Here is a 26,783-nt window from a genome sequence, read left to right as displayed (position 1 = left end):
GACCGCTCAGGGACGTGCCAGCCGCGCGAACTGGGCGACCGCGGCGGTCCGCGTTTCCACTCCGAGCTTCTCGTAAATGTGCTCGAGATGCTTGTTGACGGTGCGCGGGCTCATGTCGAGGATTTCCGCCACGTCGCGGTTGGTCTTGCCGCGCGCCACCCATTCCAGCACGTCCATTTCGCGCGGAGTCAGCGGATTCGGCAGCAGGCCCGGTGACGCACTTTCCGCCGACGCCTCACTGCCGCGGGCGCTGATCGCGGCATTCATTTCTCGCGCGACACGCAGATGGGCCTGCAGCCGGGCAACCAACTCGTCGGGTACCACAGGCTTCACCAGGTAGTCGATGCCGCCGGCCGACAAACCTTCGACCAAGCGCTCGGTTTCCGCCAGCCCGGTCATGAAGATCACCGGCACGGTGCGCATGCCCGATACCTGCTTGAGCCGGCGGCAAGTCTCGAAACCATCCATGCCCGGCATGCAGGCATCGAGCAGCACCGCGTCGGGAATGACGCGCCCGACCCGCTTCAGCGCGGTAACGCCGTCGGTTGCCACCAGCACGGTATAGCCGGCGTCGTCGAGCGCCTCGGCGATCATGCGCACCGTGTCGGGCGCATCGTCGATCAGCAGCACGACCGCGCGCTCACGCGCAGTGGCATTCGTCTCAGTCATCGGCAGCCTCATCCAGCACTCGCAGCAGGGCGTCGAAGCGTAGAGCGAGTGTCATTTCACGCAGCGAGGCAAGCGGCGCCTGCAGTTCGGGGTGCAGCACCTCGAGTTCGTCGAGGCGGCGGACCAAGCCCTGCAGGTGGCCCAGATCGGCCAGGTCGCGCAGCTCGGCACGGACGCGTGCAGACAGCCCCGACAGCCCGGAGTCAGGTACCGCAGAGAGGAGATCAGTGACCGTCAGCAAGGCATCGCCGGCCACTCCCATGCTCCGCTGCAGTGCATGCGGCACCGGCGAAGGCACCGGCATGGTATGCCCGGCGCCCGCGCCGGTCTCTCCGCCCGCCTGGGCGTCCGCATAGATCCAGCGCAGCCCCAGCCAGGCGCTCAGGCACGCAAAGAGTTCGGTTTCCAGCACCGGCTTGACGATGAAGTCATCGCAGCCTGCCGCCTCGCGCCGCTGCGGCAGGTTCTCGTAGGCATTGGCCGAAACCATCACGATCGGCATGCCGTGACCGGCGTCGCGCAGCCGGCGGCACAGCGTCCAGCCGTCGAGCACCGGCATCGACACATCGAGGAAAACCAAGTCGGGCTGCAAGCTGCCGAGCAGGCCCGGCACTTCGTCCGGATGCCGGCATTCATGCACCAGGAAGCCGCGCGGCCGCAACATGTCGGCGATCAGCCGGCTCTGGCCGGGCTGGTCATCCACCACCAGCAGGCAGCGGCGGCGGCCGGCATAGCCGCGGATCTCGCGCTCGGGCCGCAGCGCCAGCTTCGGCCGGGCAACGCGCGGCAGGTGAAGCTTGACGCGGAACACGCTGCCGCGCCCCGGCGTGCTGCTGACGGTGAGCTGGCCGCCGGCGAGTTCGACCAGCAGGCGGGTGATCGTCAGCCCCAGGCCCGTGCCGGGTACGCTGGCCACGCCAGCACCGGCGCCACGCTCGAAGGGCAGGAAGATGCGCTCCATGTCCTCCTGCGCGATGCCGCAGCCGGTATCGCAGACCTCGAACACCGCGGTCTCGCTTCGCCAGGCGATCTTCAGCCGCACTTCGCCGCGCTCGGTATAGCGCACCGCGTTGGCGAGCAGGTTGATCAGGATCTGGCGCAAGCGGCCGGTGTCGCCCTGCACCACTTCGGGCATGCCGTCGCTGAACTCGGAGCGGAAATCCAGCCCCTTCCTCACCGCTTCGAGACGGAACATCTTTTCGATGTGGGCGAGGAATTCGCCGAAGCGGATTTCCTCGCGCCTGAACTGCAGGCGGCCGGCCTCGATGCTGGCGATGTCGAGCAGGCCGTCGATCAGCCCCAGCAGGTGCTCGCCGCTGCGCTGGATGGTGGAGATCGCGTCGCGCCGCCGGCGCGGCAGGTCGGTGTCGCGCAGCATGATCTGGCAGTAGCCGAGAATGGTGTTGAGCGGCGTGCGCAGCTCGTGGCTGATGCCGCGCACGTAGCGGCTCTTGGCCGCATTGGCGGCCTCGGCGTCTTCCTTGGCCTGCTGCAGCTTGGCGTCGGTGTCGCGGTGGGCCTCGATCTCGCGCAGCAGCAGCTGGTTCTGGCGCTCGGACTCCTCCTGCGCCACCCGCCGGCTTTCATTGACCAGGACCAGCCACCAGATGCCGAGCGCGGCGAGCAGCACCAGCACCGCGAAGATGCGCACGAAGGCGATGCCGAGATCGGTTTCGCCGGCCTCGGCGGCGATCAGCTCCTGCTGGTAGACCAGCGCCACCACCGCGGCCAGCACCAGGCTGCAGACCGAGAACACCAGCAGGAACTGCCCCACCCGCCGCGCCACCCGCGCCGAAGCCGGCGACGGCATCCAGCCTGCCATCCGCGCCGCCAGGCGCCCGAACAAGCCAGGTGCCGGCTTGCAGCGGTCGCGGCAGCGCGCATCCAGCGTGCAGCACAGCGAACAGATCGCGCCGCCGTAGGCTGGGCACTGCGCCATGTCCTCGGACTCGAAGCGGTTCTCGCACACCACGCAGCGCAGTTGCTGCGCCGGCCGCCACTGCGTTTCGCGCGGCCGGGCGAGGTAATAACGGCCGCCGCTGGCCCAGGCGATCAGCGGCGCCAGCACGAAGGCGGTGCCGAGCGAGATGAAGGGCGCGAAAGCCTGCGCCGCGGCGCCCAGATGGCCGCCGAAGGCGACGATGCCGAGCACCGAACCGGCCAGCATCGAACCGACGCCGACCGGATTGATGTCGTACAGGTAGGCGCGCTTGAACTCGATGTGGCGCGGCGACAGGCCGAGCGGCTTGTTGACGACGAGATCCGCCACCACCGCGCCGATCCAGGCCACCGCCACGCTGGCATACACGCCGAGCACCTGTTCCAGCGCCTCGAACACCCCCAGCAGCATCAGCATCAAGGCGATCAGCACGTTGAAGATCAGCCATACCACCCGTCCGGGATGGCTGTGGGTCAGGCGCGAGAAGAAGTTCGACCAGGCCAGCGAGCCGGCATAGGCGTTGGTGACGTTGATCTTGACCTGGCAGATGATGACGAAGACGCAGGCCAGCGCCACCGCGGCGCGCGGATCGTCCACCACGTGGCCGAAGCCGGCCAGGTACATCTGCGTCGGCTGCAAGGCCTTGTCGGGCGGCACCATCGCCTGCAGCGCGACAAAGGCGAGGAAGGCGCCGCCCAGCATCTTCAGCGCGCCGGGGATGATCCAGCCCGGCCCGGCGGCGATCACCGACGCCCACCAGCGCAGCGTGTTGCGCCTGCCCGGCGGCGGCAGGAAGCGCAGGAAGTCGACCTGCTCGCCGATCTGCGAGATCAGCGCCACCGCCACGGTACAGCCGGCCCCGACCGCCAGCCAGTCGAAGCTGTTGCCGTGGCGGCCGCCGAATTCGGTGAAGGCCACGTACAGCTCGGGCTCGCGCACCAGCATGAAGAAGAAGGGCGTCAGCAGCAGCACGACGAACACCGGCTGGGTCCACGCCTGCAGGCGGCTGATCCAGGTGATGCCGTGCGTGACCAGCGGAATCACCACCAGCGAACTGAGCAGATAGCCCCACTGCAGCGGCAGGCCGAACCATAGTTCCAGCGCCAACGCCATGATCGCCGCCTCGATGGCGAAGAAGATGAAGGTGAAGGAGGCGTAGATCAGCGAGGTGATGGTCGAGCCGATGTAGCCGAAGCCGGCGCCGCGCGTCAGCAGGTCCATGTCCAGCGCCTCGCGCGCGGCGTAGTAGCTGATCGGCAGGCCAGTGAGGAAGATCACCAGCGCCACCAGGCCGATCGCCCACACCGCGTTGGTGAAGCCCCAGTTCAGCGCGATGGTGCCGCCGATCGCCTCCAGGGCGAGAAAGGACACCGCGCCGAGCGCGGTATTGGCGATGCGCGAGAACGACCACTTGCGGAAGCCGAGCGGCGCATAACGCAGGGCGTAGTCCTCCAGCGTCTCGTCCGCGACCCAGGCGTTGTACTCGCGGCGGATGGGGAGAATGCGCTGGGTGGCAGGAGCGGTCACGGCGATAGGCGGCGAGAGAAAAGGATCGGGGCAAGCCCGAGGTTCAGCAAAAGGCGTTCCCGTACGGCACACGGGCCCCGGGGACGGCACCGCGGCCCTCCACGGTTCGCAGCGCGCGCCGGTTCGCACCGTGTCGGCGCATCCTGCCCGCGCTCATGCACCAGTATGGAAGACGAATGCCCGCGCGCGGCGCCTGTGCGCTGCACAAAACCATAGCGCCGCCGCCTGCGCATCCCCATACGTCGTTTGACGTATTCGCCGCATGGCGCCCGATGGGTAGTTTGTGCACCGCAGCGAGACGCCGAGCCGTCCCGCCTCCCGCACCGCCGCCCACCCATCAAGGAGCGATCCATGTCCGACCAGCACCTGCCCTCCTCCCAGCGCCGCAAGTTCATGCTCGGCGCCGCAGCCCTCCCGCTCGCCCTGGCGATGTCCCGCATCGGCCATGCCGCCGCGCTGCCCACCGCCCAGGTCAATACCACCGGCCTGGCCGTCACCGACACCGAGGTCGTGGTCGGCCAGCTGCACTCGGCCACCGGCACCATGGCGATCTCCGAGACCGGCTCGATCCAGGCCGAACAGCTCGCCATCGACCAGATCAACGCGATGGGCGGCATCCTCGGCCGCAAGATCCGCGTCATCAAGGAAGACGGCGCCTCCGACTGGCCGACCTTCGCCGAGAAGTCGCGCAAGCTGCTGGTCAACGACAAGGTCGCCACCGTGTTCGGCTGCTGGACCTCGGCCTCGCGCAAGGCGGTGCTGCCGATCTTCGAGAAGGAAAACGGCCTGCTCTACTACCCGACCTTCTACGAAGGCCTGGAGCAGTCGAAGAACGTCATCTACACCGGCCAGGAAGCGACCCAGCAGATCCTCTACGGCCTCGACTGGGCCAAGCAGGAAAAAAGCGCCAAGACCTTCTTCCTGATCGGCTCCGACTACATCTGGCCGCGCACCTCGATGAAGATCGCGCGCAAGCACGTCGAGGCCTTCCAGGGCGGCAAGATCGTCGGCGAGGAGTACTACCCGCTCGGCCACACCAACTTCAACTCGCTGATCAACAAGATCAAGATCGCCAAGCCGGACTGCATCTTCGCCGCGGTGGTGGGCGGCTCGAACGTGGCCTTCTACAAGCAGTTGAAGGCGGCCGGCATCACCGGCGCGAAGCAGTTCCTGCTGACGCTGTCGGTGACCGAGGACGAGATGCTGGGCGTCGGCGGCGAAAACTTCGCCGGCTTCTATTCCTCGATGAAGTACTTCCAGTCGCTCGACAACGCCAACAACAAGGCCTTCGTCGAAGCCTTCAAGAAGGCCTACGGGCCGAAGGCGGTGATCGGCGACGTCACCCAGGCGGCCTATCTCGGCCCCTGGCTGTGGAAGGCGGCGGTCGAGAAGGCAGGCAGCTTCGACGTCGACAAGGTCGTCGCCGCCTCGCCGGGCATCGAGCTGCCGACCGCGCCCGAAGGCTACGTGAAGATCCACGAGAACCACCACCTGTACAGCAAGGCCCGCATCGCCGAAGGCCAGCCCGACGGCAGCTTCAAGGTGGTGGCGGAATCGCCCGAGCTGATGGTGCCGGACCCCTTCCCCAAGGGCTACCAGTAAGCCCCGCCGGCCGCCGCGCCGCTCACGGCGCGGCGGCGCTGCCCCGTCCGACTTTCCCCGGAGAAGCGCCATGTCCTTCGACGAAATCTACAACATCACCCTGATGCAGGGTTTTGCCGGCCTGAGCCTGTTCGCGGTGCTGCTGCTGATGGGGCTGGGCCTGGCGATCATCTTCGGCCAGATGGGCGTCATCAACATGGCGCACGGCGAGTTCATGACCATCGGCGCCTACACCATCTTCCTGCTGTCGACGCTGACCGAAAGCTACGCGCCGGGACTGATGCAGGCCTATTTCCCCTTCGCCATCGTCTGCGCTTTCATCGTCGCTTTCATCTTCGGCTGGCTGGCGGAATGGGCGCTGATCCGGCACCTGTACAAGCGCCCGCTCGACACCCTGCTCGCCACCTGGGGCCTGTCGCTGGCGATGCAGCAGGCCTTCCGCACCCTGATCGGGCCGAAGGAAGTCAGCCCCACGCTGCCCGACTGGCTGATGGGCTCGTGGGAAGTCACCGAAGGCCTCGACATCCCGATCAACGGCATGTTCGTGCTCGCCCTCACCCTGCTCGTCACCGGCGGCGTGCTGCTGGCGCTGTACAAGTCGCGCTGGGGCCTGCGCGTGCGCGCCACCGTCGCCAACCGCGCCATGGCCAACGCCACCGGCATCAACACCACGCGCACCGACCGCGTCACCTTCGCCATCGGCTGCGGCATCGCCGGCGTCGCCGGCGCGGCCTTCACCACCATCGGCTCGACCGGCCCGACCAGCGGCTCGCTGTACATCGTCGACGCCTTCCTGGTGGTGACCTTCGGCGGCGCCGCCAGTCTGTGGGGCACCGTGGTGTCGGCCTTCGGCATCGCCCAGACGCAGTCGATCTCGGAGTTCTTCCTGTCCGGCTCGATGGCCAAGGTGCTGACCCTGCTGCTGATCGTGACCATCCTGATGCTGCGCCCGCAAGGCCTGTTCGCATCCAAGGTACGCCGCTGATCCGGCGCCCCGACACACGAGAACCCACGGAGAGCCAATCATGGATGCACTCAAAACCTGGCTGGATCGCAGCGGCCTCGCCAGCATCGCGATCCTCGCCGTCCTGCTGCTGGTGGTGTTCCCGCTGGCGATGGACAGCTTCCGCCTGAACCTGGTCGGCAAGTACCTGACCTACGGCTTCGTCGCCATCGGCCTGGTGATGCTGTGGGGCTACGGCGGCGTGCTGAGCCTGGGCCAGGGCGTGTTCTTCGGCCTCGGCGGCTACGCGATGGCGATGTTCCTGAAGCTGGAAGCGTCCGACCCGCAAAGCACCGCCATCCAGTCGACGCCGGGCATCCCCGACTTCATGGACTGGAACCAGCTCACCGCGCTGCCGCTGTGGTGGGAACCGTTCAACTCCTTCGGCTTCACCCTGTCCGCGGTGGTGGCGGTGCCGGTGCTGCTGGCCTTCGTCATCAGCTACGCGATGTTCAAGCGCCGCGTCGGCGGGGTGTATTTCGCCATCATCACCCAGGCGGTGGCGCTGATCCTGACCGTGCTGATCATCGGCCAGCAGGGCTACACCGGCGGCGTCAACGGCATGACCGACCTCAAGACCCTGCTCGGCTGGGACATCCGCAGCGACGAAGCCAAGACCGTGCTGTATTTCGTCACGACCGCGCTGCTGCTCGCCGCCGTGCTGCTGTGCCGCTGGATCCAGCTCAGCAAGCTCGGCACGCTGCTACTGGCGATGCGCGACAAGGAAGACCGCGTGCGCTTCTCGGGCTACGACGTGTCGATGTTCAAGGTCTTCGCCTTCTGCCTGGCGGCGGCGCTGTCGGCGATCGGCGGCGCGCTATTCACGCTGCAGGTCGGCTTCATGTCGCCGACGCTGATCGGCATCGTGCCCTCGATCGAGATGGTGATCTTCGCCGCGGTGGGCGGACGCATGAGCCTGGTCGGCGCGGTGTATGGCGCGCTGCTGGTCAATTTCGGCAAGACCTACTTCTCCGAGACCTTCCCCGACCTGTGGCTGTTCCTGATGGCCGCGCTGTTCATCGGTGTCGTCATGGCCTTCCCCAACGGCCTGGCCGGCCTGTACGAGAGCCACGTCAAGCCCTGGCTGGCGCGGCGCAAGGGCGGTGCCGCCGAGGCCGGCGGACCGCCGGCCGGCACGCCGGGCGAAGCCGGCCAGCAGGCTGCCGCCCCGATCGCATCGCCCGGCCCCTCGGCTTCCCCCGCGGCCCCACATTCCACACCCGCGGTCGCCGCCGACCCCGGCCTGGGCCTCGGCACCAAGGTCAGCAGCCAGTCGGCCTGACGGCACAGGGAGACAGACATCATGAGCAACACCGACTTCGTCCTCGCGGTGGAAGACCTGACGGTCTCCTTCGACGGCTTCAAGGCCATCGACGGCCTCAACCTCTACGTCGATCGCGGCGAGCTGCGCGTGGTCATCGGCCCCAACGGCGCCGGCAAGACCACGCTGCTCGACCTCATCTGCGGCAAGACCAAGGCCTCGGCCGGCAGCATCAAGTTCAAGAACCAGGAGATGACCCGGCTGCCCGAGCACATGATCGTGCGCGCCGGCATCGGGCGGAAGTTCCAGACCCCGTCGATCTACGAAAACCTCAGCGTGTTCAAGAACCTGGAAGTGTCCTACCCGCGCGGCCGCGGCGTGTTCGGCGCGCTCGGCTTCAAGTGCGATAAGGAAGTGAAGGCCAAGGTCGACGAGATCGCCGACATGATCGGCCTCGCCGACCGTCTCGAGCTGGAAGCCGGCCTGCTGTCGCACGGCCAGAAGCAGTGGCTGGAGATCGGCATGCTGCTGATGCAGGACCCCGAGCTGCTGATGCTCGACGAACCGATCGCCGGCATGAGCGCGCGCGAGCGCGAACTGACCGCCGAGCTGCTGAACCGCATCTGCCGCAACCGCTCGGTGATCGTCATCGAGCACGACATGGAATTCGTCGCCCGCATCGCCCACAAGGTCACGGTCATGCACCAGGGCAGGATCCTCGCCGAAGGGCCGATGGACAAGGTGCAGGCCGATCCCAAGGTCATCGACGTCTACCTGGGCCATTGATTGCGGCCACGCCCCCACTGGAGAACACCATGCTCAAGGTATCCAACCTCGTCGTCAATTACGGCCAGAGCGAGGCCCTGCACGGCATCTCGTTCGCCGCGCAGCGCAATGAAGCCGTCGCCATCATGGGCCGCAACGGCATGGGCAAGACCACCTTGTTCAAGTCGCTGATGGGCGTGCTGCCGCTCAGGTCCGGCAGCGTCGAGGTCGACGGCGTCGAAGTCGGCAAGGACGAAAGCTACCGCCGCGTCGCCAAGGGCATCGCCTACGTGCCGCAGGGCCGGATGATCTTCCCCACCCTCACGGTGCAGGAAAACATCGAGACCGGGCTGGAGAACGCCAGGGTCAAGAAAGTGCCCGAGGAAATCTACGCCCTGTTCCCGGTGCTGTGGGACATGCGCCGGCGCAAGGGCGGCAACCTGTCGGGCGGCCAGCAGCAGCAACTGGCGATCGCCCGCGCGCTCGTCACCGAGCCCAAGGTGCTGCTGCTCGACGAGCCCACCGAGGGAATCCAGCCCTCGATCATCAAGGACATCGCGAAGGCGCTGAACGAGATCCGCAAGATCCGCCAGATCACCATCGTCGTGTCCGAGCAGGTTCTTTCCTTCGCGATGGACGTGGCCGACCGCCTGTTCGTCATCGAAGGCGGACGCCTCGTCCATGAAAGCGCGCGCGCCGACACCGACGAAGCCCACATCAAGCAGTTCCTCTCCGTGTAACCCATCCAAGAAAGAGGTGTGCCATGCCTGAAACCCTGATCAAGGTCGATCTGAAGCAGTCCCCCTACGAAAACGAGATGGTGCACAACCGCTGGCACCCGGACATCCCGATGGCGTGCTGGGTCAAGCCGGGCGACGACTTCGTGCTCGAAACCTACGACTGGACCGGCGGCGCGATCAAGAACGACGACGATGCGTCCGACGTGCGCGACGTCGACCTGTCGACGGTGCATTTCCTGTCCGGCCCGGTCGGCGTCGAAGGCGCCGAGCCCGGCGACCTGCTGGTGGTCGACCTGCTCGACATCGGCGCCAAGGACGAGAGCCTGTGGGGCTTCAACGGCTTCTTCTCCAAGACCAACGGCGGCGGCTTCCTGACCGAGCACTTCCCCCACGCGCAGAAGTCGATCTGGGACTTCGAAGGCATGTTCACCAAGAGCCGCCACATCCCCGGCGTGCGCTTCGCCGGCCTGATCCACCCCGGCCTGATCGGCTGCCTGCCCGACCAGAAGATGCTCGACACCTGGAACGAGCGCGAAGTGGATTTCATCGCCACCCAGCCCGACCGCGTGCCGCCGCTGGCCAACCCGCCCGCGCCCAGGACCGCGCACATGGGCAAGCTCAAGGGCGAGGCGCGCGACAAGGCCGCCGCCGAAGGCGCCCGCACCGTGCCGCCGCGCGAACACGGCGGCAACTGCGACATCAAGGACCTATCGCGCGGCGCACGCGTGTTCTTCCCGGTCTACGTCAAGGGCGCCGGCCTGTCGGTGGGCGACCTGCACTTCTCCCAGGGCGACGGCGAGATCACCTTCTGCGGCGCCATCGAGATGGCCGGCTGGGTGCACATGCGCGTCAGCCTGATCAAGGACGGCATGGCCAAGTACGCCATCAAGAACCCGATCTTCAAGCCCAGCCCGATCACGCCGAGCTACAAGGACTACGTCATCTTCGAAGGCATCTCGGTCGATGAGCAGGGCAAGCAGCACTACCTCGACGTGCATGTGGCCTACCGCCAGGCCTGCCTCAACGCCATCGAGTACCTGAAGAAGTTCGGCTACTCCGGCGCCCAGGCCTACTCCATCCTCGGCACCGCGCCGGTGCAGGGCCACATCAGCGGCGTGGTCGACATCCCCAACGCCTGCGCCACGCTGTGGCTGCCGACCGAGATCTTCGAGTTCGACATCAACCCGAGTGCCGCCGGCCCGACCAGATTCATCGACGGCGCCGTCGACATGCCGATCGCCTACGACAAGGCCTGACCGCCACACGCCAGACGGACCGCCGCCCCAATGCGGCGGCCCGCTTAGGGAGCACACCATGCCGACCTACGAATACTTCTGCGAAGACTGCGGCGACTTCTCCGCGCTGCGCCCGATGAGCGCCCGCAACGAAGCCTGCCCCTGCCCCCGCTGCGGCACCGCCGCCTACCGCGTGATGCTGAGCGCCCCCACGCTGGCCACCCTGGACAGCGCCAGCCGCAGCGCCCACGCCACCAACGAACGCGCCGCCCACGCACCGATGACCAGCGCCGAATACGCCACCCGCCACAAGCACGGGCCGGGCTGCGGCTGCTGCGGCGGCAAGCCCTCGAAAGCCACCCTGCGTGCGCCCGACGGCTCGAAAGCCTTCCCGACCAAGCGGCCGTGGATGATCAGCCACTGAGGAAACGACAGCAGGGGCCATCGCCGTCTTCCGACCAGCCTGCACAGCCATCACGGCACGCTCCCCTGACACTCAAGGCTTCCGGCGCGGCGCGAGCAATTCGGATCGACCGATCTCCGTTCGAGCGCTCTCGGGTGGCTCCGGAGCGGAGAAACCCGCTGCGGCAATGGCCGCATCCAGTCCTCTGAACACCACCGATTTCTTCGGGCCGCGCAGGGACGACATGCCTTCGTTCCACGCATGCACCATCTGCTTGGCGACGACATGCCAGCGCGGCTCGTTCCTTGCCGCCTCGATCACTTCGTTGCCCACCTCCACGGCCGACTCGCACAGGCGCTCGACCATTTCGGCGTAGCGCCGCGGCGGCACTCCCAAACGTGTATTGAAGAAGCGCTCCAGCGTCTTGCCCGCGACCCAGGTCTGGCGGCCATCGACCGGCAAGCCCGGGGGATTGTTCGCGTAGCGCGGATACGCCTGAGTGGTCACGACATCGTAGACCGGGGAATAGCCCACGTCGGCCAGGCTGGTGTAATGGAGCGCGATGTTCTTCGCATGGCAGTCGGCATTGCGCACCACATAGTTGAGCAGCAGATGCCAGCCGAACTGCTCCAGTTGCCTGCGCGCCTGCGCAGGCGGCAGATAGGCGCGCGTGGCGTTCAGCACCTTCTCGGTGGTGGTGGCGTACTTCTCGTGCGGCGGTAGCCCCAGCAGGCCGCAAGCATCCTCGAGCCCATGGGTGGGCACACCATCCGCATCGACGTCGAAACGCTCGACGACCAGAACACGGCCATCATCCGACATCCGGGCCCTGGCGACGGGCACGACATCCAGGCGCTCCAGCACGCGCAGGCTGTAGAACTCATTGAAACCAAGGTACGGCGTACTGTCATCCGAACCCTTGATGATGTGGCGGCTCGTGCGCAACGTGGGCTTGCCCAGCGGATCTGCCTGCCCGTTCGACGGGCTGTCCGGTGCGATGAACTTGGGGACCATGCCCGAGATCGATGCACGCGCATATCGGCGCACCAGCGATGCGAAGTGCTCCGTGGTGTTATCGGCCTTCAACAGGGTTTCGATCTGCAGAGGCTCCATCTCCGCACCGGGCTGGCCCCCCTCGGTCGTGACCGTGACGCGGCCGATGCCAGCGCCGCCGACGACCGCCAACAGGGACAGATCGGTGCCATCGAGCAGAGGGCCGAAGACCTCGCGAATGATGTTCAGCAAATAGCCTTCCGGCAGGTTCTGGCGAAAGAACGGATGCAGGTCCCGCGGCCAGCGCCAGGGCTCTTCGCGCACCGGCATGGTCAGGCTCACGAAATGGGCCGGATCGGTGCCGGGGAGATATTTCAGGACGTACTCATCGCGCTCTCGATAGAGTTGGGCGACGGTTTTTCCGCTGACCTGGACGTCGAGTTTCATCACGCATCATCCTGGCGCTGCTCGGCCAGGATGTCCTCGACCGTGCGCACGTGACCGGCCTTGACCAGCTTCAGGTCATAACCCGCCGCTTCGAGCAGGCGCACCAGAACCGACACGCTCATGTCCCCCTTGGACAGATTCTCCATCCGCGCCACAGTCGTGCGCGCAACGCCTGCCCGCTGGGCCAGTTCATGCTGGCTCAGCAGCGCTTCGCGGCGAGCGCTCCTGAGCATCTGGGCAACATCGGAAAGTGTAGTCATTGTAGCCCTCAGGCATCTTTTTCCATTTTTTCATCAAAAATGTAGCCCAAGGGATACAGAACAGCAAGAGAGATCAGGGTGCTTGATGCTGACCGCGTACACTGGCGAACATGAGGAAACCAGACGCAACCGGGCACGCAGTCCGGTAGCCCAAGCGCGTCAACGCTGCAAATCCTGCGCCACGCTCTTCACCACGGCGCGGAAGAATGCCGCGCGCGGAAAATCGGCTGGCGAAGCGATGGTGCGAACCAGCAGGCTGGGATGTCCCGACAGCGGCAGCACATAAGTCCAATGGTCGGACTTCACTTCGGCCAGCAGCGTCGATCCCGGCAGCAGGCTCCAGCCGGCGATCACCTGCCCGTCGTTCATCGGGTCCAGCGTGGCCAGCAAGTCGTGGAAGTGGCGCAGGCCCGGAGAAACCGCGTCGCGCTCCGCATGAGCGACCACCGAATAAAGCGCGATGCGCTCCGGCAGGCGCCGGGCGACGAGCCAGGGCAGGCGCTCCCGTACCGTGAGGCTCGCCACCTCGCCGCCGGCCGACTGCGAGCATCCCAGCGGCGCAAACAGTGGCGCCAGGCTGTCGTGCAGGCGCTGGTAGCGATCCGCGATCGGCGTTCCCAGCAGCACACCCGAGATCGACACCAAGGCTTTCAGCTCCGACGGCAAGCGGCCTTCGCGCCGCAAGGTGTCCAGCGCCAGCAGCGCATCCGGCAATCCCTTGGAGTAGGCCACCAATACGATCACCTCGACATCCGCGCGCCGGGCCTCGGCCTGCACTTCGTCGGCAATCAGCACGGCATTGCTCGCCGACGAAGCACGTCCGCTCAACTGGATTGCGCGCACCGAACCCAGCGATGCCCGGTAATGCGCGTAGCCTTTGGTGTAATTCGCCGGCCGTTCACGCTCGATACCATCGCTGAAGGGCAGCGACTGCTCGTCCACGCAATCGCCGAAGATGCCGGGGACGAGCAGCACACTCAACCCGCCGGGGATCGCCTCCACAGGTAATGCCTTACCCGCCGCCTCATCGACATGATGGAGCCAGTGCGACGGATTCGCGGAGTAGCCATCCGCCTCGAGCTCGCGGGAGAAGCGCGCCGCAAATGCTTCGCGGCCGTCCTCGATCCCTGCTGCCTGGAAAGGCAGCGTCGCCAACAACGGATTTCCGGGGACACGCGGTACGGACAGCGAGGTACAGGCGGCACACAGCACGGCTGCCAGCGGCAGGCCCGTACGCAACAGGCAGTGGCGCATCATTGCTCCGCCTCTCGAGCAGCCCCGTCATGAGTCATGATTTCAGACGTTTCTTCAGGGCGTTTTCCAGAGCCTTCAGTTCGGCTTCGTCCCGCTCGTCGGCCTGACGTGCCTCGTCCTGTTTGCGGCGCCGGTCATAGTCCAAATAGCGCAAGCCCGTGGCGCGCTCCATCTGCGCATGGCTCACTTTGCCCGCATGCGCGAGCACGGAAAAGCCATTGCTGCTGATGATCTGGTCCACGTTCTGGCGCCAGAAGCTCATGCGAATCTCCTCGCGGCGTCTGGTACATTGCGCCGCACCCGGCGGGAAGCTTCGGTTTGAACTGTCAAGGATTCCTTGACAGTTGCCGCCGGGTCCAACTCTCCGTCGCCAAAGATGTTCTTCAGGTGCAGCGAAATGTTCTGCTTGGTAGCGTCGAACAACTCGGCCATTTCAAGCTGGGTCAACCAGACCGTCTGCTGCTCGGCCCTCAGCTTGATCTGGCTGCGTCCATCTTCGGTAGTGTAGAGGATCAGTTCGCTCATACGGCCAGCGCCTCGTTGATATGGCATCCGAGAATTCTATCTTGAGTCATCTACAGAGCCTCATGCTGGTGATGCGCAACACCAAGGATTTCGCCGGCCTGTACAGCGACTCCCCACGGCCTCACCCGGCTCAGCCCCCAATACGTCAAACGACGTATTTGTGCAGCGCACAAGCCTTCCGACAATGTCTCCAGGCCTTTCGCCCCCCCCCCCCACTTTCCACCGGAGACCCCGCCGATGAGACACGGAGACATTTCCAGCAGCGCCGATTGCGTGGGCGTTGCCGTCGTCAATTACAGGATGCCTCGCCTGCATACCCGGGCGGAGGTGCTGGACAATGCCCGCAGGATCGCCGACATGGTGGTCGGCATGAAGCAGGGCCTGCCCGGCATGGATCTGGTGATCTTCCCCGAGTACTCCACCCACGGGATCATGTACGACCCCAAGGAGATGTACGACACCGCCGCCACCGTGCCCGGCGACGAAACCGAAATCTTCGCCGCCGCCTGCCGCAAGGCCAAGGTGTGGGGCGTGTTCTCGCTGACCGGCGAGCAGCATGAGGAGCATCCCAACAAGGCGCCCTACAACACGCTGATCCTGATGAACGACCAGGGCGAGATCGTGCAGAAGTACCGCAAGATCATGCCCTGGGTGCCGATCGAGGGCTGGTATCCGGGCGACTGCACCTATGTGTCCGACGGCCCGAAGGGCATGAAGATCAGCCTCATCATCTGCGACGACGGCAACTACCCCGAGATCTGGCGCGACTGCGCGATGAAGGGCGCCGAGTTGGTCATCCGCTGCCAGGGCTACATGTACCCGGCCAAGGACCAGCAGGTGATGGTGTCGAAGGCGATGGCGTGGATGAACAACTGCTACGTCGCGGTCGCCAATGCCACCGGCTTCGACGGCGTGTATTCCTACTTCGGCCATTCCGCCATCATCGGCTTCGACGGCCGCACACTGGGCGAATGCGGTGAAGAGGACATGGGCATCCAGTACGCCGAACTGTCCACCAGCCTGATCCGCGATTTCCGCAAGAACGCGCAGTCGCAGAACCACCTGTTCAAACTGCTGCACCGCGGCTACACCGGCAAGATCAACTCCGGCGAGGATGCGGCCGGCGTCGCCGCCTGCCCCTACAGCTTCTACGGCGAATGGATCAACGATCCGGAAGGCACGCGCAAGAAGGTCGAAGCCCTCACCCGCTCGACGGTGGGCACGGCGGAATGCCCGATCGACGGCATTCCCAACCAGGAAAGCCAGCACCGCTGAACGCCCCGCCTGCCGAGCCGCACATGGATCTCTCTTCCTGGCGCATCGCCGCCGAGCCCTACTACCGCCCGACCGGCCACGAGATCGCGCTCTACGGGCACGCCTATGCCCACCGCCTGCCGCTGGTGCTGAAGGGCCCCACCGGCTGCGGCAAGACGCGCTTCGTCGAGTACATGGCCTGGCGTCTCGGCAGGCCGCTGATCACGCTGGCCTGCAACGAGGACATGACTGCCGCCGACCTCGTCGGCCGCTACCTGCTCGACGCCGACGGCACCCGCTGGCACGACGGCCCGCTCACCACCGCGGTGCGCCACGGCGCCATCTGCTACCTCGACGAAGTCGTCGAGGCGCGGCAGGACACCACCGTGGTCATCCACCCGCTCACCGACAGCCGCCGCATCCTGCCGCTCGACAAGAAAGGCGAGATCGTCACCGCCCACCCCGACTTCCAGCTCGTGGTGTCCTACAACCCCGGTTACCAGAGCCACAGCAAGAGCCTCAAGCAATCCACCCGCCAGCGCTTCGCCGCGCTGGAATTCGACTATCCCGCCGCCGCGGCCGAAGCCGACATCGTCGCCCACGAGGCGAACATCGAGCCGACGCTCGCCGCGCGCCTGGTGGACATCGCGGTCAAGTCGCGCCGGCTGCGCGAACGCGGGCTGGAGGAAGGCATCTCCACCCGCATGCTGATCTATGCCGGCATCCTGATCCGCGACGGCCTGCCGCCGGTCGACAGCTGCCGCATGGCGATGACCGCGCCGATCACCGACGATCCGGACATGCAGGCCGCGCTGGACGCGATCCTGGAAGCGACCTTCTGACGGGGCGTGCCACCATGCCCCCGGCGCCGACCAGCGATGTCCTTGCTACGCACCTGAGCCGGCTGAGCCACCTGCTCCACGCCTTCGGCGTCGAGGATGGCCAAGTCCAGTTGCTAGAGCGCCCGCCGCAGGACGGCCCGCCGGCACGCCCGGTGCTGCACGGCGCCACCCTGCTGCTGCCGGCCGTCCCCAGCAACTGGCGCAGCGACGGCGGCCACTTCCAGCTCGCCGCCACGCTGCACGCCATCGGCCACCTGCTGCATTCGCCGCGCCGGCAGCCGACCGGCAAGCGCAAACCGATGGGACTGGCGCTCGCCGCGGCGATCGAGGACGTGCGCGTCGACCGTCTGCTGATGGAGCGCTATCCGGGCGTCGCACGGCTGATCCGCCACCTGGTCCGCACCCAGGACGAACCGGCGCAAGTCGGTTTCGATGCCCGTATCGCGCGCCTGCAGCGCGTGCTGCTCGATCCGCTCGCGGCCGCCGACAACGATGACGATGCCTGGGTACGCAAGGGCCGCAGCCTGTTCGAGGAGCAGGGCGAGCGGCTGGACGACCCGGAAGCTTTCCGCCCGGTGATCGACGTACTCGCCAACGACCTCGGCCAGTTGCGCGTGCGCATGAACCTGCAGACCTATGCCCCGCCCTTTCCCTGGCACGACGACAACAGCCACCTGTGGGCCCACGCCGCCGACGCCGAGCAGGCGGACACGCCGCTGCGCCGCCCGCCGCCTCCCACCGGAGAAAGCAGCGCTGCCACAGCACAGACATCGGCCCCGCCGCCTGAAACAGCGGCGCTGCCCGAAATCGCCCGCCACGACTATCCCGAGTGGCACTACCAAATGGCGCGAATGCGCGACAACTGGTGCACCGTGATCGAACGCGCCGTGCCGCCTCCAGCTCCGGACGAAAGCGGGATACGGACGAGCGACAGCCTGCGACTGCAACGCGGCCTGCGCCTCGACCGCCGCGAACGCATCCGCCGCCAGTGGGAAGGCGAGGACATCGACCTCGACGCCGCTACCGAAGTTTTCGTCGACCGCCGCCTGGGCCTCGCCCCCGACCCGCGCCTGTTCCGCCGCACCGGCCGCAGCCCGCGCCATGCCAGCATCCTGCTGCTGCTCGACCTGTCGGCCTCGACCGCCGACTGCCTCGCCGACGGCCGCAGCGTGCTCGGACTCGAACACGAAGCCGCCGGCATGCTGATGACGGCGCTGCGGACAGGCGCCGACCGTCTGGAAGTCGCCGGTTTCGATTCCGATGGCCGGCAGGCGGTCAACTACCTGCGCCTGCTCGACTTCGGCCAGCCGATTCCGGCCGAGCCGGCAGCGGTCCTTGCCCATGCGCGCAGCGGCCTGTCGACGCGCATGGGCGCCGCGATCCGCCACGCCACAGCGCGCCTGGCCACGGAACGCAATGACTCCCGCGTGCTGATCCTGCTGTCGGACGGCGCGCCGTCCGACATCGACGTCTTCGATGAACGCCACCTCATCGAAGACGCGACCTTCGCCGTCGGCGAAGCGAGGCGCAAAGGCATCCGCTGCTTCTGCCTGACGCTGGACCGCCAATCCGAAACCTATGTGCGCCGCATCTTCGGCCGCGACGGCTACCGCATCGTCGACGACGCCCGCAGGCTTGCCCGCGTGCTGCGCGAGACCTGCGCGCGGATGGTGGACAGCAGCTGACGCCCCAAGGAGGTGCCGAAGAACCTGACCGACAGCGGGCCTGGCAGCCCCCGGACAGCCGCCATGCACACAACTGATGCCGACGCGCTCGGCAGGCCCTCGTTTTGCGCACGACATTGGTGCGCCGCAGCGCTTTTTCAGCCCGATGCACCGTTCGAGAGCATGAAAGCTCGAACCGCAGAATCCTGCCGCACCGCCGCAGCCAAAGGCTTGCAGGCGAATGGCACAGGCTTTGCTAAAGGGTCATCGAGCCCGCCAATCCGGCGGCATTCAGCCCTTTGGAGGACATCGTCACCATGCGTCACCTCACCCTCAAGACTCTCACCGCCGCCCTTGCCGTCGCCGGCCTGTCCTTCTCCGCACAGGCTGCGGACACCATCAAGGTCGGCGTGCTGCATGCGCTCTCCGGCACGATGGCGATCTCCGAAACCGCGCTGAAGGACATGGCGCTGATGACCATCGAGGACATCAACGCCAAGGGCGGCGTGCTGGGCAAGAAGCTGGAGCCGGTCATCATCGATACCGCCTCCAACTGGCCGCTGGCGGCGGAAAAGGCCAAGCAGCTCATCGGCCAGGACAAGGTGGCCGTCACCTTCGGCTGCTGGACCTCGGTGTGCCGCAAATCGGTGCTGCCGGTCTATGAAGAGAACAACGCGCTACTGTTCTACCCCGTCCAGTACGAAGGCGAGGAACTGTCCAAGAACGTCTTCTACACCGGCGCCGCGCCCAACCAGCAGGCCATTCCCGCGGTGGAATACCTGATGAGCGAGGACGGCGGCGAGGCCAAGCGCTGGGTGCTGCTGGGCACCGACTACGTCTATCCGCGCACGGCCAACAAGATCCTGCGCGCCTTCCTGAAAGCCAAGGGCGTGGATGACAAGGACATCATGGAGACCTACACGCCCTTCGGCCACAGCGACTACCAGACCATCGTCGCCGACATCAAGCGCTTCGCCGCGGGCGGCAAGACGGCGGTGGTGTCCACCATCAACGGCGACTCCAACGTGCCCTTCTACAAGGAACTGGGCAACGCCGGCCTGAAGGCCACCGACGTGCCGGTGGTCGCCTTCAGCGTCGGCGAGGAAGAGCTGCGCGGCCTCGATCCCAAGCCGCTGGAAGGCCACCTGGCGGCGTGGAACTACTTCATGAGCGTCAAGAACCCGACCAACGACGCCTGGATCAAGCAGTGGAGCGACTACGCCAAGGCCAAGCGCCTGCCCGGCCAATCGACCAAGCCGCTGACCAACGACCCGATGGAAGCCACCTACGTCGGCATCCACATGTGGAAGCAGGCGGTCGAGAAGGCCGGCAGCGTCGATCCCGACAAGGTCATCGCCGCGATGGCCGGCCAGAGCTTCGAGGCGCCCAGCGGCTTCACGCTGACGATGGACGAGAAGAACCACCACCTGCACAAGCCGGTGCTGATCGGCGAGATCCGCGGCGACGGCCAGTTCAACGTGGTGTGGAAGACTGCCGCGCCGGTGAAGGCCCAGCCCTGGAGCCCGTACATCGAAGGCAACGACAAGAAGAAGGACGAGCCGGAAAAGCAGTAAGCCTCCTCTTCCGCCTCTCGCCCTGGCGGGTCGCCCGGGCACGGCGTGCGCCGTGCCCGCGGCCCCCTCGTGCCCCGACACCGGTGCGTGCCGCGCCACTCGCCGCAATCCGCTCGTGGCCTGGCTCATACCGCTCGCCGCGCACCGCTAGGCGCAAGCCGCACCGTTTCTTTTGAGTGTTCCCCATGACTGGATACTTGCGAAAGCTGGCCCTGCTGGCCTGCCTTGCGCTGCCCGGCTTGTCGCACGCGCTGGCGCCCGACGCCGCCCTGGCGATGGCCAAGGGCGACAGCAACAGCCGCATCGCCGCCATGCAGGCGGCCATCGCCGACGACCCCGACGAGCGCACCGCGGCCTTCCTGCGCGCGCTGGCCGCCAATGAAGTGGTGGTGACCGACGACCGCGCCCTGATCGTGCGCAACGGCCAGGCGCAGGACCCCGTCAGCGGCGAAACCCTGGCATTGCCCGCGGGCGCGGAAAGCGTGATGAACAACAACCGCATGCGCGGCGCGATCAGCGCCGCCCTGGCCGCGCTCGACCTGTTCGCGGCCGACGCCGGCCAGCGCCTGAAGGCCGCGCAAGCCATGCGCCAGAGCGCATCGGCCGAGCGCCTGCCGCTGGTCGAAAAGGCGCTTGCCCAGGAAACGGATTCACGCGTGAAGCAGGCACTGGAGCAGATCCGCGCCTCGGTGCAGTTGAATGCCGAGCTGCCCGCCGCACGGCTGGCCGCGATCGACACGCTGGCCGCCGACGCCAGCCCCGCCACCCGCCTGCTGCTCGACGAGCGTCTGGCCGCCGAAAGCGACGACCAGGTGCGCAGCGAGCTGCAGCGCACACTGCGCAAGATCGACGACAGGCTGGCCTGGGGCGAGCGCCTGGGCGTCGCCTTCACCGGCATCAGCCTCGGCAGCATCCTGCTGCTGGTGGCGCTCGGCCTGGCGATCACCTACGGCCTGATGGGCGTCATCAACATGGCCCACGGCGAACTGATGATGATCGGCGCCTACGCCACCTACGTGGTGCAGGACCTGTTCCGGCAATACCTCCCGGGCGTCTTCGACGCCTACCTGCTCGCCGCGATCCCGGTCGCCTTCCTCGCCTCGGCGCTGGTCGGTGCGATCCTCGAACGCAGCGTGATCCGCTTCCTGTACGGCCGCCCGCTGGAAACCCTGCTGGCGACCTGGGGCATCTCGCTGATCCTGATGCAGCTGGTGCGCACCGTGTTCGGCGCGCAGAACGTCGCGGTTGAAAACCCCTCGTGGATGAGCGGCGGCTGGCAGGCGCTGCCCAACCTGACGCTGCCCTACAACCGGATCATCATCATCGGCTTCGCCTTCGCGGTGCTGGCGCTGGTGGCCTGGATCATCTCGCGCACCCGCATGGGCCTGTTCGTGCGCGGCGTCACCCAGAACCGCCCGATCGCCTCGTGCATGGGGGTCAATACCGCGCGCGTCGACACCATGGCCTTCGCGCTCGGCAGCGGCATCGCCGGGCTGGCGGGCTGCGCGCTGAGCCAGGTCGGCAACGTCGGCCCGGACCTGGGGCAGAGCTACATCGTCGACTCCTTCATGGTCGTGGTGCTGGGCGGCGTCGGCCAGTTGGCAGGCACAGTCTATGCGGCGCTGGGCCTCGGCATCCTGAACAAATTCCTCGAAGGCTGGACAGGTGCGGTGCTCGCCAAGATCGCCGTGCTGGTGTTCATCATCGCCTTCATCCAGAAGCGCCCGCAGGGCCTGTTCGCCATGAAAGGCCGCAGCGCGGAGGCATGACATGCAAGCTACGACTTCCTCGACTCCTGCCGTGCAACTCCCGGGCCGCAGGCCACTGCTGACGCGCAAGGGCTGGGGCGCATTCTTCGCCGCGCTGCTGGCGGTGTGCGCGCTCGCCCCGCTGCTCAACCTGTGGGTGCCGCCGGACAGCGCCTTCCACCTGTCGGACTACGCGGTGGCGCTGCTCGGCAAGATCATGTGCTACGCCATCTGCGCGCTGGCGATGGACCTGATCTGGGGCTACACCGGCATCCTGAGCCTGGGCCACGGCCTGTTCTTCGCCCTTGGCGGCTACGTCATGGGCATGTACCTGATGCGCCAGATCGGCACCGAAGGCAACTACGGCAGCGAGCTGCCCGACTTCATGGTCTTCCTCGACTGGAAGGAGCTGCCCTGGCACTGGATGCTGTCCGACAGCTTCGTCGCCACGCTGATCCTGATCGTCGCGGTACCCGGGCTGCTGGCCTTCGTGTTCGGCTGGTTCGCCTTCCGCTCGCGCATCAAGGGCGTGTATTTCGCCATCATCACGCAGGCGCTGACCTACGCCGCGATGCTGCTGTTCTTCCGCAACGAGACCGGCTTCGGCGGCAACAACGGCTTCACCGACTTCAAGCGCATCCTCGGCCAGCCGCTCGCGACGCAGGAAATGCGCATGCTGCTGTTCGTGCTGACCGGCTGCACCCTGCTCGGCTTCTTCCTGCTGGCGCGCTGGCTGGTGCGCAGCAAGTTCGGCCGCGTGCTGCAGGCGATCCGCGACGCCGAAAGCCGGGTGATGTTCTCGGGCTATTCGCCGCTGCCCTACAAGCTGACGATCTGGGTCATCAGCGCGATGATGTGCGGCGTCGCCGGCGCGCTCTACGTGCCGCAGGTCGGCATCATCAACCCCGGCGAGATGAGCCCCGCCGCCTCGATCGAGATCGCGGTGTGGGCCGCGGTGGGCGGGCGCGGCACGCTGATCGGCCCGATCGCCGGCGCCTTCCTGGTCAACGGCGCGAAGAGCTGGCTGACCGTGGTGGCGCCGGAATTCTGGCTCTACTTCCTCGGCGCGCTGTTCATCGCCGTCACGCTGTTCCTGCCGCAAGGCATCGCCGGCATGGCGCGCAAGCTGCGCCGCAGCGGCGGCGAAGCCCGGCCCCTTGCAGGCACACAGGCGGAAGACCGCAGCCCCGCTGCCAAAGAGGAGACGCGCGCATGACGCCCGAACTGATGAAGGCGGGCACGGCCCGCTTCGAACGCCACCTCGAACGCGAGGCCCAGCGCCGCGCCGCGCTCACCGAGTCGGGCGGCCGCAGCGCCGGTTATGCCCGCCACGCGCTGGCCGGCGAAGTGGACGTCACCCACGGCCGCATCCTGTACCTGGAGGACGTGCATGTCAGCTTCGACGGCTTCAAGGCCATCAACGGCCTGAACCTGGACATCGCCCCCGGCGAGCTGCGCTGCATCATCGGCCCCAACGGCGCCGGCAAGACCACGATGATGGACATCATCACCGGCAAGACCCGGCCCGACAAAGGCACGGTGTTCTTCGGTTCGACCATCGACCTGCTGCGCCACAACGAGCCGCAGATCGCGCAGTTGGGCATCGGCCGCAAGTTCCAGAAGCCGACGGTGTTCGAGCAGTTGAGCGTGTTCGAGAACCTCGAGCTCGCGCTGAAGACGCACAAGGGCGTCAAGCACTCGATGTTCTTCCAGCTCGACAGCGCCCAGCGCGACCGCCTCGCCGAAGTGCTGCACACCATCCACCTCGCCGGCAGCGTCGGCCGCATGGCGGGCGAGCTGAGCCACGGCCAGAAGCAGTGGCTGGAAATCGGCATGCTGCTGATGCAGGACCCCAAGCTGCTGCTGCTCGACGAACCCGTCGCCGGCATGACCGACGAGGAAACCGCCCGCACCGCCGAGCTCTTCCTGCGCCTGAAGGGCAAGCACTCGCTGATGGTGGTGGAGCACGACATGCACTTCATCCGCGCCATCTCGGAAAAAGTCACCGTGCTGTGCGACGGCTCGGTGCTCGCCGAAGGCACGCTCGACCAGGTCCAGGCCGACGAGCGCGTGATCGAGGTCTATCTGGGGCGCTGAAGCCCCGGCATGCCCTCTCCCGATGGATAAGCGATAAAGACCGAACCATGCTCAAAGTCCACAACCTGCACCAGTACTACGGCGGCTCGCACATCCTGCGCGGGGTCGGCCTCACCGCCGAGCCGGGCCAGATCACCGTGCTGCTGGGCCGCAACGGCGTCGGCAAGACCACCCTGCTCAAGAGCCTGATGGGCCTGGTGCCGATCAAGGACGGCAGCATCGAATGGAACGGCCAGTCCCTGCTCGGCCGCGCACCCTACGAACGCACCCGCGCCGGCATCGGCTTCGTGCCGCAGGGCCGCGAGATCTTCGGCCGCCTGACGGTGGAAGACAACCTGCGCATGGGCCTGGCCTACAAGAGCGCCAGCACGCCGATCCCGCCCGACCTATACGAACTCTTCCCGGTGCTGAAGCAGATGCTGCACCGCCGTGGCGGCGACCTGTCCGGCGGCCAGCAGCAGCAACTGGCGATCGCCCGCGCGCTGGCGCCGGGGCCCAAGCTGCTGATCCTCGACGAACCGACCGAAGGCATCCAGCCCAGCATCATCAAGGACATCGGCCGCGTGATCCGCATGCTCGCCAAGGAGCGCGGCATGGCCGTGCTGCTGTGCGAACAGTATTACGACTTCGCCGAGGAACTGGCCGACGCCTACCTGGTGATGGAGCGTGGCGAGGTCATCGCCCATGGGCCGGGCAGCGAGATGCGGGAGAAGAACATCCAGGGCCTGGTGGCAATCTGAGGAAGCGCGGGCCTGAAGAACCAGCCTGCGTTCCCCATTCCTGCCAAGCCGCCCGAGAAGAGCCGGCACGATATGCATGAGTTGAACTGTGCAGCAACTGTGCATAAAATGTTCACGTCGTCTGATCTTCCACAGGAGCCTGGTCATGGCAGCCATCCTCTCGGACGTGCTCGAATCGGCCCGCGAACCCGGCACGTCGCGGTTTTCTGCATCGAGCATCGCCGGCATTCTCGGCCTGCAGCAACAGGATCTGGCCGAACTGGCTGGCGTTCACCGCAATACGCTGCGCACCCATCCCGAGTCCCCGCGGCTGCAATCGGTGCTGCGTGATTTGATGCGGGTGCTGTCGGCCGCCACGGTGCTGCAGCCGGACCCGCAGCGGGCGATCTTCCTGATCAAGAACGAACCCATCCCTGCCTTCCGCCACAAGACTCTGTTGCAGTTGGTGCAGGAAGGGCGAACGGAGGATGCGATCGATTACCTGGAATCGGTCAGTTCCGGGTTCGTCGGATGATTCTTCAAGATCTGCCGCCCGGCACCACGCTGTTTCGGGCGCACACGCCGCAATGGGCCAGTCGGCCCGTCAGTGGCGAGGGAGCTGCGCGCAAAGGCGGCCGCTTCAATCGGCCCGGGGTCGCGGCCTTGTACCTGTCACTGGACGAACTGACGGCACTGCGCGAGTACCAGCAGACATCACCTTTCCTGCCCCCCGTAGCACCGCGATACGCGCTTCCATATCTGTACGCTCTTCAGGCGCCCTGGCCAGCCACCAGTGACGCACGTTCGAATTGTCCAGCGGCACCAGCCAATCGCCGTGAGCAGCACGCACCTGTTCGGGGAAGCCATTGCGCTCGCCGCGCACATACCTGTCGAAGAAAGTGCGCACCATGTCTTTCTGCAGGCCGATCATCGTGTGCGGCGGCACCTTCCCCAGGAACATCTGGCCCAGCGGCGGGCGGACGAACACGGTGAAGTCGGAGAAGCCCATATGCAGCGCGTCCCTGATCTGAAAGCGATGGACGTGATCCGATAGTCCAGCGGTTTCGAAACGCTCGTAGGAAAACTGGTTGAAGCTCTGCGGCGGCTGGCCGAAGCGCCCCAGCTCGGAATGCAGCATCAGGAACGGCACCGGCATGTCCGCATTCAGGGTCTGCAGATGATAGCTCAGCCCGTCGAGGTTCACGCCCGCTGCGCAGCGCGTATCCGTCATGCAGAAACCACCCGTCGTCGAGCCGCCGAAGGACATGCCGATCTGGCCCGTTCTCGACACGTCGCTGGCCGCGACGATGTCGGCAATGGCTTCCGGCACCTCACCTGCCGCCAGCCGGTCGAGCAGGAAGCTGCGGTCCTGCACCCATATCGCCGCGCTCGGCCCGACCATGCGCCCGTCCTGTTCGGGCAGCAGCAGATGCCCTCCAAAGCGTTCATTGAGCGTCTTGCCACCAAGGATGGCACTCATGCCCTCTGGGCGCCTGGCATCGTGACGACGCTTCAGTTGCGTATCCATCGGCGCGACGTCGCCATCGGGGAACACGGTGTCGGAAGCATCGTAGGTGTGCTGGATCGAATAGACGATATAACCGTGGCTCGCGAGTTCTTCCATCAGCGCGGTGTGCTGCCCCAGAAAGGACATGTAGCCATGGCCATAGACGACGACCGGGCGCTTGCCCGGCGCCGGCCGCAATGGCGCGTTTTCGTAGGCATTGGCGCGCACATGCTTGAGATGGCTCAGCAATTGGGGAAAGCCGATCAATTCCCCCAGGCCATGTGCGGTGCTGCGGGCCTCGGCGGCGGAGAAATACGGTGCAGGTCGCGCGTCGCCCGCAGGCGTGGTGGCGGGATACCAGACCCGCAGCAATAAACGGCGTGGTGCGTCCGGTGCGGCGGAAAAAACGCCCGGTCGGCTCGGATCGTCCAGTTCGAAGGTCCGCACACCGACTGCCTCCGGCCCGCCGGGTTTCGGCAGGGCGGTGACGGGAAACATGTAAAGCACCAGCCCTGCGCAAACACTCAGCAGCGCCAGCAGCGTCCCCGACACGAAAGGCACACCCCGTGTGCGCCCCCGCGCGATGAACATCGCCAGCAGGCAGACCAGGGCCACCACGCCGCCGACGGCGGCCTGCCAGCGCTCATCGAGTACCCCCCACAGACTGGCCGCCATTGCAACGAAAGCCGCGACCAGCAGAACCGTCCCCCGTTCGGGCAGCCTGGCAAGCCACCAGACGATCACGAAAACGGCAA

The 26,783-nt window shown here is 66.5% G+C and carries 24 protein-coding genes and 1 pseudogene; 17 read left to right on the top strand and 8 right to left on the bottom strand.

Annotated elements, in window-relative coordinates; translation table 11 throughout:
* Nucleotides 1–6 precede the first annotated feature (6 nt).
* Entirely contained in the window at nt 7–669 is a 663-nt protein-coding gene (locus NX068_RS06940) for a response regulator transcription factor (RefSeq protein WP_263460557.1), read from the bottom strand.
* On the bottom strand, nt 662–4,135 hold the full coding sequence (locus NX068_RS21180; RefSeq protein ID WP_263460556.1) for an ATP-binding protein: 3,474 nt from the start codon (nt 4,133–4,135) through the stop codon (nt 662–664). The genes NX068_RS06940 and NX068_RS21180 overlap by 8 nt, the downstream gene beginning before the upstream one ends.
* A gap of 351 nt (nt 4,136–4,486) precedes the next feature.
* Here NX068_RS21180 and urtA (NX068_RS06930) point away from each other — a divergent pair, with 351 nt between their 5' ends.
* From urtA (NX068_RS06930) to NX068_RS06900, 7 genes are all read left to right on the top strand, one after another.
* Nucleotides 4,487–5,737: an urea ABC transporter substrate-binding protein gene (gene urtA / locus NX068_RS06930; protein ID WP_263460555.1), complete on the top strand. Its 1,251-nt coding sequence runs from the start codon at nt 4,487–4,489 to the stop codon at nt 5,735–5,737.
* A 70-nt stretch (nt 5,738–5,807) separates the two neighbouring features.
* Entirely contained in the window at nt 5,808–6,722 is a 915-nt protein-coding gene (urtB, locus tag NX068_RS06925) for an urea ABC transporter permease subunit UrtB (RefSeq protein WP_263460554.1), read from the top strand.
* A gap of 40 nt (nt 6,723–6,762) precedes the next feature.
* Nucleotides 6,763–8,022, top strand: coding sequence for an urea ABC transporter permease subunit UrtC (urtC, locus tag NX068_RS06920; RefSeq protein WP_263460553.1), 1,260 nt, complete (start codon nt 6,763–6,765; stop codon nt 8,020–8,022).
* A gap of 21 nt (nt 8,023–8,043) precedes the next feature.
* Nucleotides 8,044–8,787: an urea ABC transporter ATP-binding protein UrtD gene (urtD, locus tag NX068_RS06915; protein WP_263460552.1), complete on the top strand. Its 744-nt coding sequence runs from the start codon at nt 8,044–8,046 to the stop codon at nt 8,785–8,787.
* 29 nt (nt 8,788–8,816) lie between these two features.
* The gene (urtE, locus tag NX068_RS06910) at nt 8,817–9,506 is read left to right on the top strand and encodes an urea ABC transporter ATP-binding subunit UrtE (RefSeq protein WP_263460551.1); all 690 of its coding nucleotides are present in this window, start codon (nt 8,817–8,819) and stop codon (nt 9,504–9,506) included.
* A gap of 23 nt (nt 9,507–9,529) precedes the next feature.
* A complete protein-coding gene (fmdA, locus tag NX068_RS06905) occupies nt 9,530–10,762 on the top strand; it encodes a formamidase (RefSeq protein WP_263460550.1) in 1,233 nt (410 codons plus the stop codon).
* A 58-nt stretch (nt 10,763–10,820) separates the two neighbouring features.
* The gene (locus tag NX068_RS06900) at nt 10,821–11,165 is read left to right on the top strand and encodes an FmdB family zinc ribbon protein (RefSeq protein WP_263460549.1); all 345 of its coding nucleotides are present in this window, start codon (nt 10,821–10,823) and stop codon (nt 11,163–11,165) included.
* A gap of 72 nt (nt 11,166–11,237) precedes the next feature.
* On the opposite strand, the gene NX068_RS06895 is transcribed toward NX068_RS06900, so the two are convergent.
* From NX068_RS06895 to NX068_RS06875, 5 genes are all read right to left on the bottom strand, one after another.
* Entirely contained in the window at nt 11,238–12,584 is a 1,347-nt protein-coding gene (locus NX068_RS06895; protein WP_263460548.1) for a type II toxin-antitoxin system HipA family toxin, read from the bottom strand.
* Entirely contained in the window at nt 12,584–12,844 is a 261-nt protein-coding gene (locus NX068_RS06890; protein WP_263460547.1) for a helix-turn-helix domain-containing protein, read from the bottom strand. Before NX068_RS06890 ends, NX068_RS06895 begins: the two co-directional genes overlap by 1 nt.
* Nucleotides 12,845–13,003: 159 nt before the next feature.
* Nucleotides 13,004–14,101, bottom strand: coding sequence for a hypothetical protein (locus tag NX068_RS06885; RefSeq protein ID WP_263460546.1), 1,098 nt, complete (start codon nt 14,099–14,101; stop codon nt 13,004–13,006).
* Nucleotides 14,102–14,132: 31 nt separating this feature from the next.
* Nucleotides 14,133–14,360 carry a hypothetical protein gene (locus NX068_RS06880; protein ID WP_263460545.1) on the bottom strand — a complete coding sequence of 76 codons (228 nt, stop codon included), beginning with the start codon at nt 14,358–14,360 and terminating at the stop codon, nt 14,133–14,135.
* Nucleotides 14,357–14,623: a virulence RhuM family protein gene (locus NX068_RS06875; RefSeq protein ID WP_263460544.1), complete on the bottom strand. Its 267-nt coding sequence runs from the start codon at nt 14,621–14,623 to the stop codon at nt 14,357–14,359. The genes NX068_RS06880 and NX068_RS06875 overlap by 4 nt, the downstream gene beginning before the upstream one ends.
* A gap of 237 nt (nt 14,624–14,860) precedes the next feature.
* Between NX068_RS06875 and NX068_RS06870 the strand changes: the two genes are divergently transcribed.
* The 10 genes and pseudogenes from NX068_RS06870 to NX068_RS06825 form a co-directional block, all read left to right on the top strand.
* The gene (locus NX068_RS06870) at nt 14,861–15,898 is read left to right on the top strand and encodes an aliphatic amidase (protein WP_263460543.1); all 1,038 of its coding nucleotides are present in this window, start codon (nt 14,861–14,863) and stop codon (nt 15,896–15,898) included.
* Nucleotides 15,899–15,921: 23 nt separating this feature from the next.
* Nucleotides 15,922–16,719, top strand: a complete 798-nt coding sequence (locus NX068_RS06865; RefSeq protein ID WP_263460542.1) for a CbbQ/NirQ/NorQ/GpvN family protein — start codon at nt 15,922–15,924, stop codon at nt 16,717–16,719.
* A gap of 14 nt (nt 16,720–16,733) precedes the next feature.
* The gene (locus NX068_RS06860; protein ID WP_263460541.1) at nt 16,734–18,404 is read left to right on the top strand and encodes a nitric oxide reductase activation protein NorD; all 1,671 of its coding nucleotides are present in this window, start codon (nt 16,734–16,736) and stop codon (nt 18,402–18,404) included.
* A gap of 296 nt (nt 18,405–18,700) precedes the next feature.
* A complete protein-coding gene (gene urtA, locus NX068_RS06855; protein WP_263460540.1) occupies nt 18,701–19,957 on the top strand; it encodes an urea ABC transporter substrate-binding protein in 1,257 nt (418 codons plus the stop codon).
* 185 nt (nt 19,958–20,142) lie between these two features.
* Nucleotides 20,143–21,726, top strand: a complete 1,584-nt coding sequence (urtB, locus tag NX068_RS06850) for an urea ABC transporter permease subunit UrtB (protein ID WP_263460539.1) — start codon at nt 20,143–20,145, stop codon at nt 21,724–21,726.
* Between the two features lies 1 nt (nt 21,727).
* Nucleotides 21,728–22,921, top strand: coding sequence for an urea ABC transporter permease subunit UrtC (gene urtC, locus NX068_RS06845; RefSeq protein ID WP_263460538.1), 1,194 nt, complete (start codon nt 21,728–21,730; stop codon nt 22,919–22,921).
* Nucleotides 22,918–23,802, top strand: coding sequence for an urea ABC transporter ATP-binding protein UrtD (gene urtD / locus NX068_RS06840; RefSeq protein WP_263460537.1), 885 nt, complete (start codon nt 22,918–22,920; stop codon nt 23,800–23,802). Before urtC (NX068_RS06845) ends, urtD (NX068_RS06840) begins: the two co-directional genes overlap by 4 nt.
* A gap of 47 nt (nt 23,803–23,849) precedes the next feature.
* Complete coding sequence (gene urtE / locus NX068_RS06835; protein WP_263460536.1) at nt 23,850–24,542, top strand: urea ABC transporter ATP-binding subunit UrtE; 693 nt, start codon at nt 23,850–23,852, stop codon at nt 24,540–24,542.
* Between the two features lie 145 nt (nt 24,543–24,687).
* Nucleotides 24,688–25,056: a helix-turn-helix domain-containing protein gene (locus tag NX068_RS06830; RefSeq protein WP_263460535.1), complete on the top strand. Its 369-nt coding sequence runs from the start codon at nt 24,688–24,690 to the stop codon at nt 25,054–25,056.
* Nucleotides 25,053–25,202 (top strand): annotated as a pseudogene (locus NX068_RS06825) (RES domain-containing protein); the annotation flags it as partial. The gene NX068_RS06830 and the pseudogene NX068_RS06825, both read left to right, overlap by 4 nt.
* Here the strand turns inward: NX068_RS06825 and NX068_RS06820 are convergent.
* Nucleotides 25,162–26,526: an alpha/beta hydrolase gene (locus tag NX068_RS06820; protein WP_263460642.1), complete on the bottom strand. Its 1,365-nt coding sequence runs from the start codon at nt 26,524–26,526 to the stop codon at nt 25,162–25,164. The pseudogene NX068_RS06825 and the gene NX068_RS06820 overlap by 41 nt on opposite strands.
* Between the last annotated feature and the right edge of the window lie 257 nt (nt 26,527–26,783).

The organism is Thauera carbonicopians (genome assembly GCF_025699485.1).
In the GTDB taxonomy this organism is placed as follows: domain Bacteria; phylum Pseudomonadota; class Gammaproteobacteria; order Burkholderiales; family Rhodocyclaceae; genus Thauera.
The sequence above is the reverse complement of the archived record's forward strand: the minus strand, read 5'-3'. Positions and strand labels throughout refer to the sequence as shown.

Bases quoted from the DNA above. Each gene is read 5' to 3' on its own strand.
- NX068_RS06940 (WP_263460557.1), bottom strand. From the start codon at position 669: ATGACTGAGACGAATGCCACTGCGCGTGAGCGCGCGGTCGTGCTGCTG.
- urtA (WP_263460555.1), top strand. From the start codon at position 4,487: ATGTCCGACCAGCACCTGCCCTCCTCCCAGCGCCGCAAGTTCATGCTC.
- urtB (WP_263460554.1), top strand. From the start codon at position 5,808: ATGTCCTTCGACGAAATCTACAACATCACCCTGATGCAGGGTTTTGCC.
- urtC (WP_263460553.1), top strand. From the start codon at position 6,763: ATGGATGCACTCAAAACCTGGCTGGATCGCAGCGGCCTCGCCAGCATC.
- urtD (WP_263460552.1), top strand. From the start codon at position 8,044: ATGAGCAACACCGACTTCGTCCTCGCGGTGGAAGACCTGACGGTCTCC.
- urtE (WP_263460551.1), top strand. From the start codon at position 8,817: ATGCTCAAGGTATCCAACCTCGTCGTCAATTACGGCCAGAGCGAGGCC.
- fmdA (WP_263460550.1), top strand. From the start codon at position 9,530: ATGCCTGAAACCCTGATCAAGGTCGATCTGAAGCAGTCCCCCTACGAA.
- NX068_RS06900 (WP_263460549.1), top strand. From the start codon at position 10,821: ATGCCGACCTACGAATACTTCTGCGAAGACTGCGGCGACTTCTCCGCG.
- NX068_RS06895 (WP_263460548.1), bottom strand. From the start codon at position 12,584: ATGAAACTCGACGTCCAGGTCAGCGGAAAAACCGTCGCCCAACTCTAT.
- NX068_RS06890 (WP_263460547.1), bottom strand. From the start codon at position 12,844: ATGACTACACTTTCCGATGTTGCCCAGATGCTCAGGAGCGCTCGCCGC.
- NX068_RS06885 (WP_263460546.1), bottom strand. From the start codon at position 14,101: ATGATGCGCCACTGCCTGTTGCGTACGGGCCTGCCGCTGGCAGCCGTG.
- NX068_RS06880 (WP_263460545.1), bottom strand. From the start codon at position 14,360: ATGAGCTTCTGGCGCCAGAACGTGGACCAGATCATCAGCAGCAATGGC.
- NX068_RS06875 (WP_263460544.1), bottom strand. From the start codon at position 14,623: ATGAGCGAACTGATCCTCTACACTACCGAAGATGGACGCAGCCAGATC.
- NX068_RS06870 (WP_263460543.1), top strand. From the start codon at position 14,861: ATGAGACACGGAGACATTTCCAGCAGCGCCGATTGCGTGGGCGTTGCC.
- NX068_RS06865 (WP_263460542.1), top strand. From the start codon at position 15,922: ATGGATCTCTCTTCCTGGCGCATCGCCGCCGAGCCCTACTACCGCCCG.
- NX068_RS06860 (WP_263460541.1), top strand. From the start codon at position 16,734: ATGCCCCCGGCGCCGACCAGCGATGTCCTTGCTACGCACCTGAGCCGG.
- urtA (WP_263460540.1), top strand. From the start codon at position 18,701: ATGCGTCACCTCACCCTCAAGACTCTCACCGCCGCCCTTGCCGTCGCC.
- urtB (WP_263460539.1), top strand. From the start codon at position 20,143: ATGACTGGATACTTGCGAAAGCTGGCCCTGCTGGCCTGCCTTGCGCTG.
- urtC (WP_263460538.1), top strand. From the start codon at position 21,728: ATGCAAGCTACGACTTCCTCGACTCCTGCCGTGCAACTCCCGGGCCGC.
- urtD (WP_263460537.1), top strand. From the start codon at position 22,918: ATGACGCCCGAACTGATGAAGGCGGGCACGGCCCGCTTCGAACGCCAC.
- urtE (WP_263460536.1), top strand. From the start codon at position 23,850: ATGCTCAAAGTCCACAACCTGCACCAGTACTACGGCGGCTCGCACATC.
- NX068_RS06830 (WP_263460535.1), top strand. From the start codon at position 24,688: ATGGCAGCCATCCTCTCGGACGTGCTCGAATCGGCCCGCGAACCCGGC.
- NX068_RS06820 (WP_263460642.1), bottom strand. From the start codon at position 26,526: ATGTTTCCCGTCACCGCCCTGCCGAAACCCGGCGGGCCGGAGGCAGTC.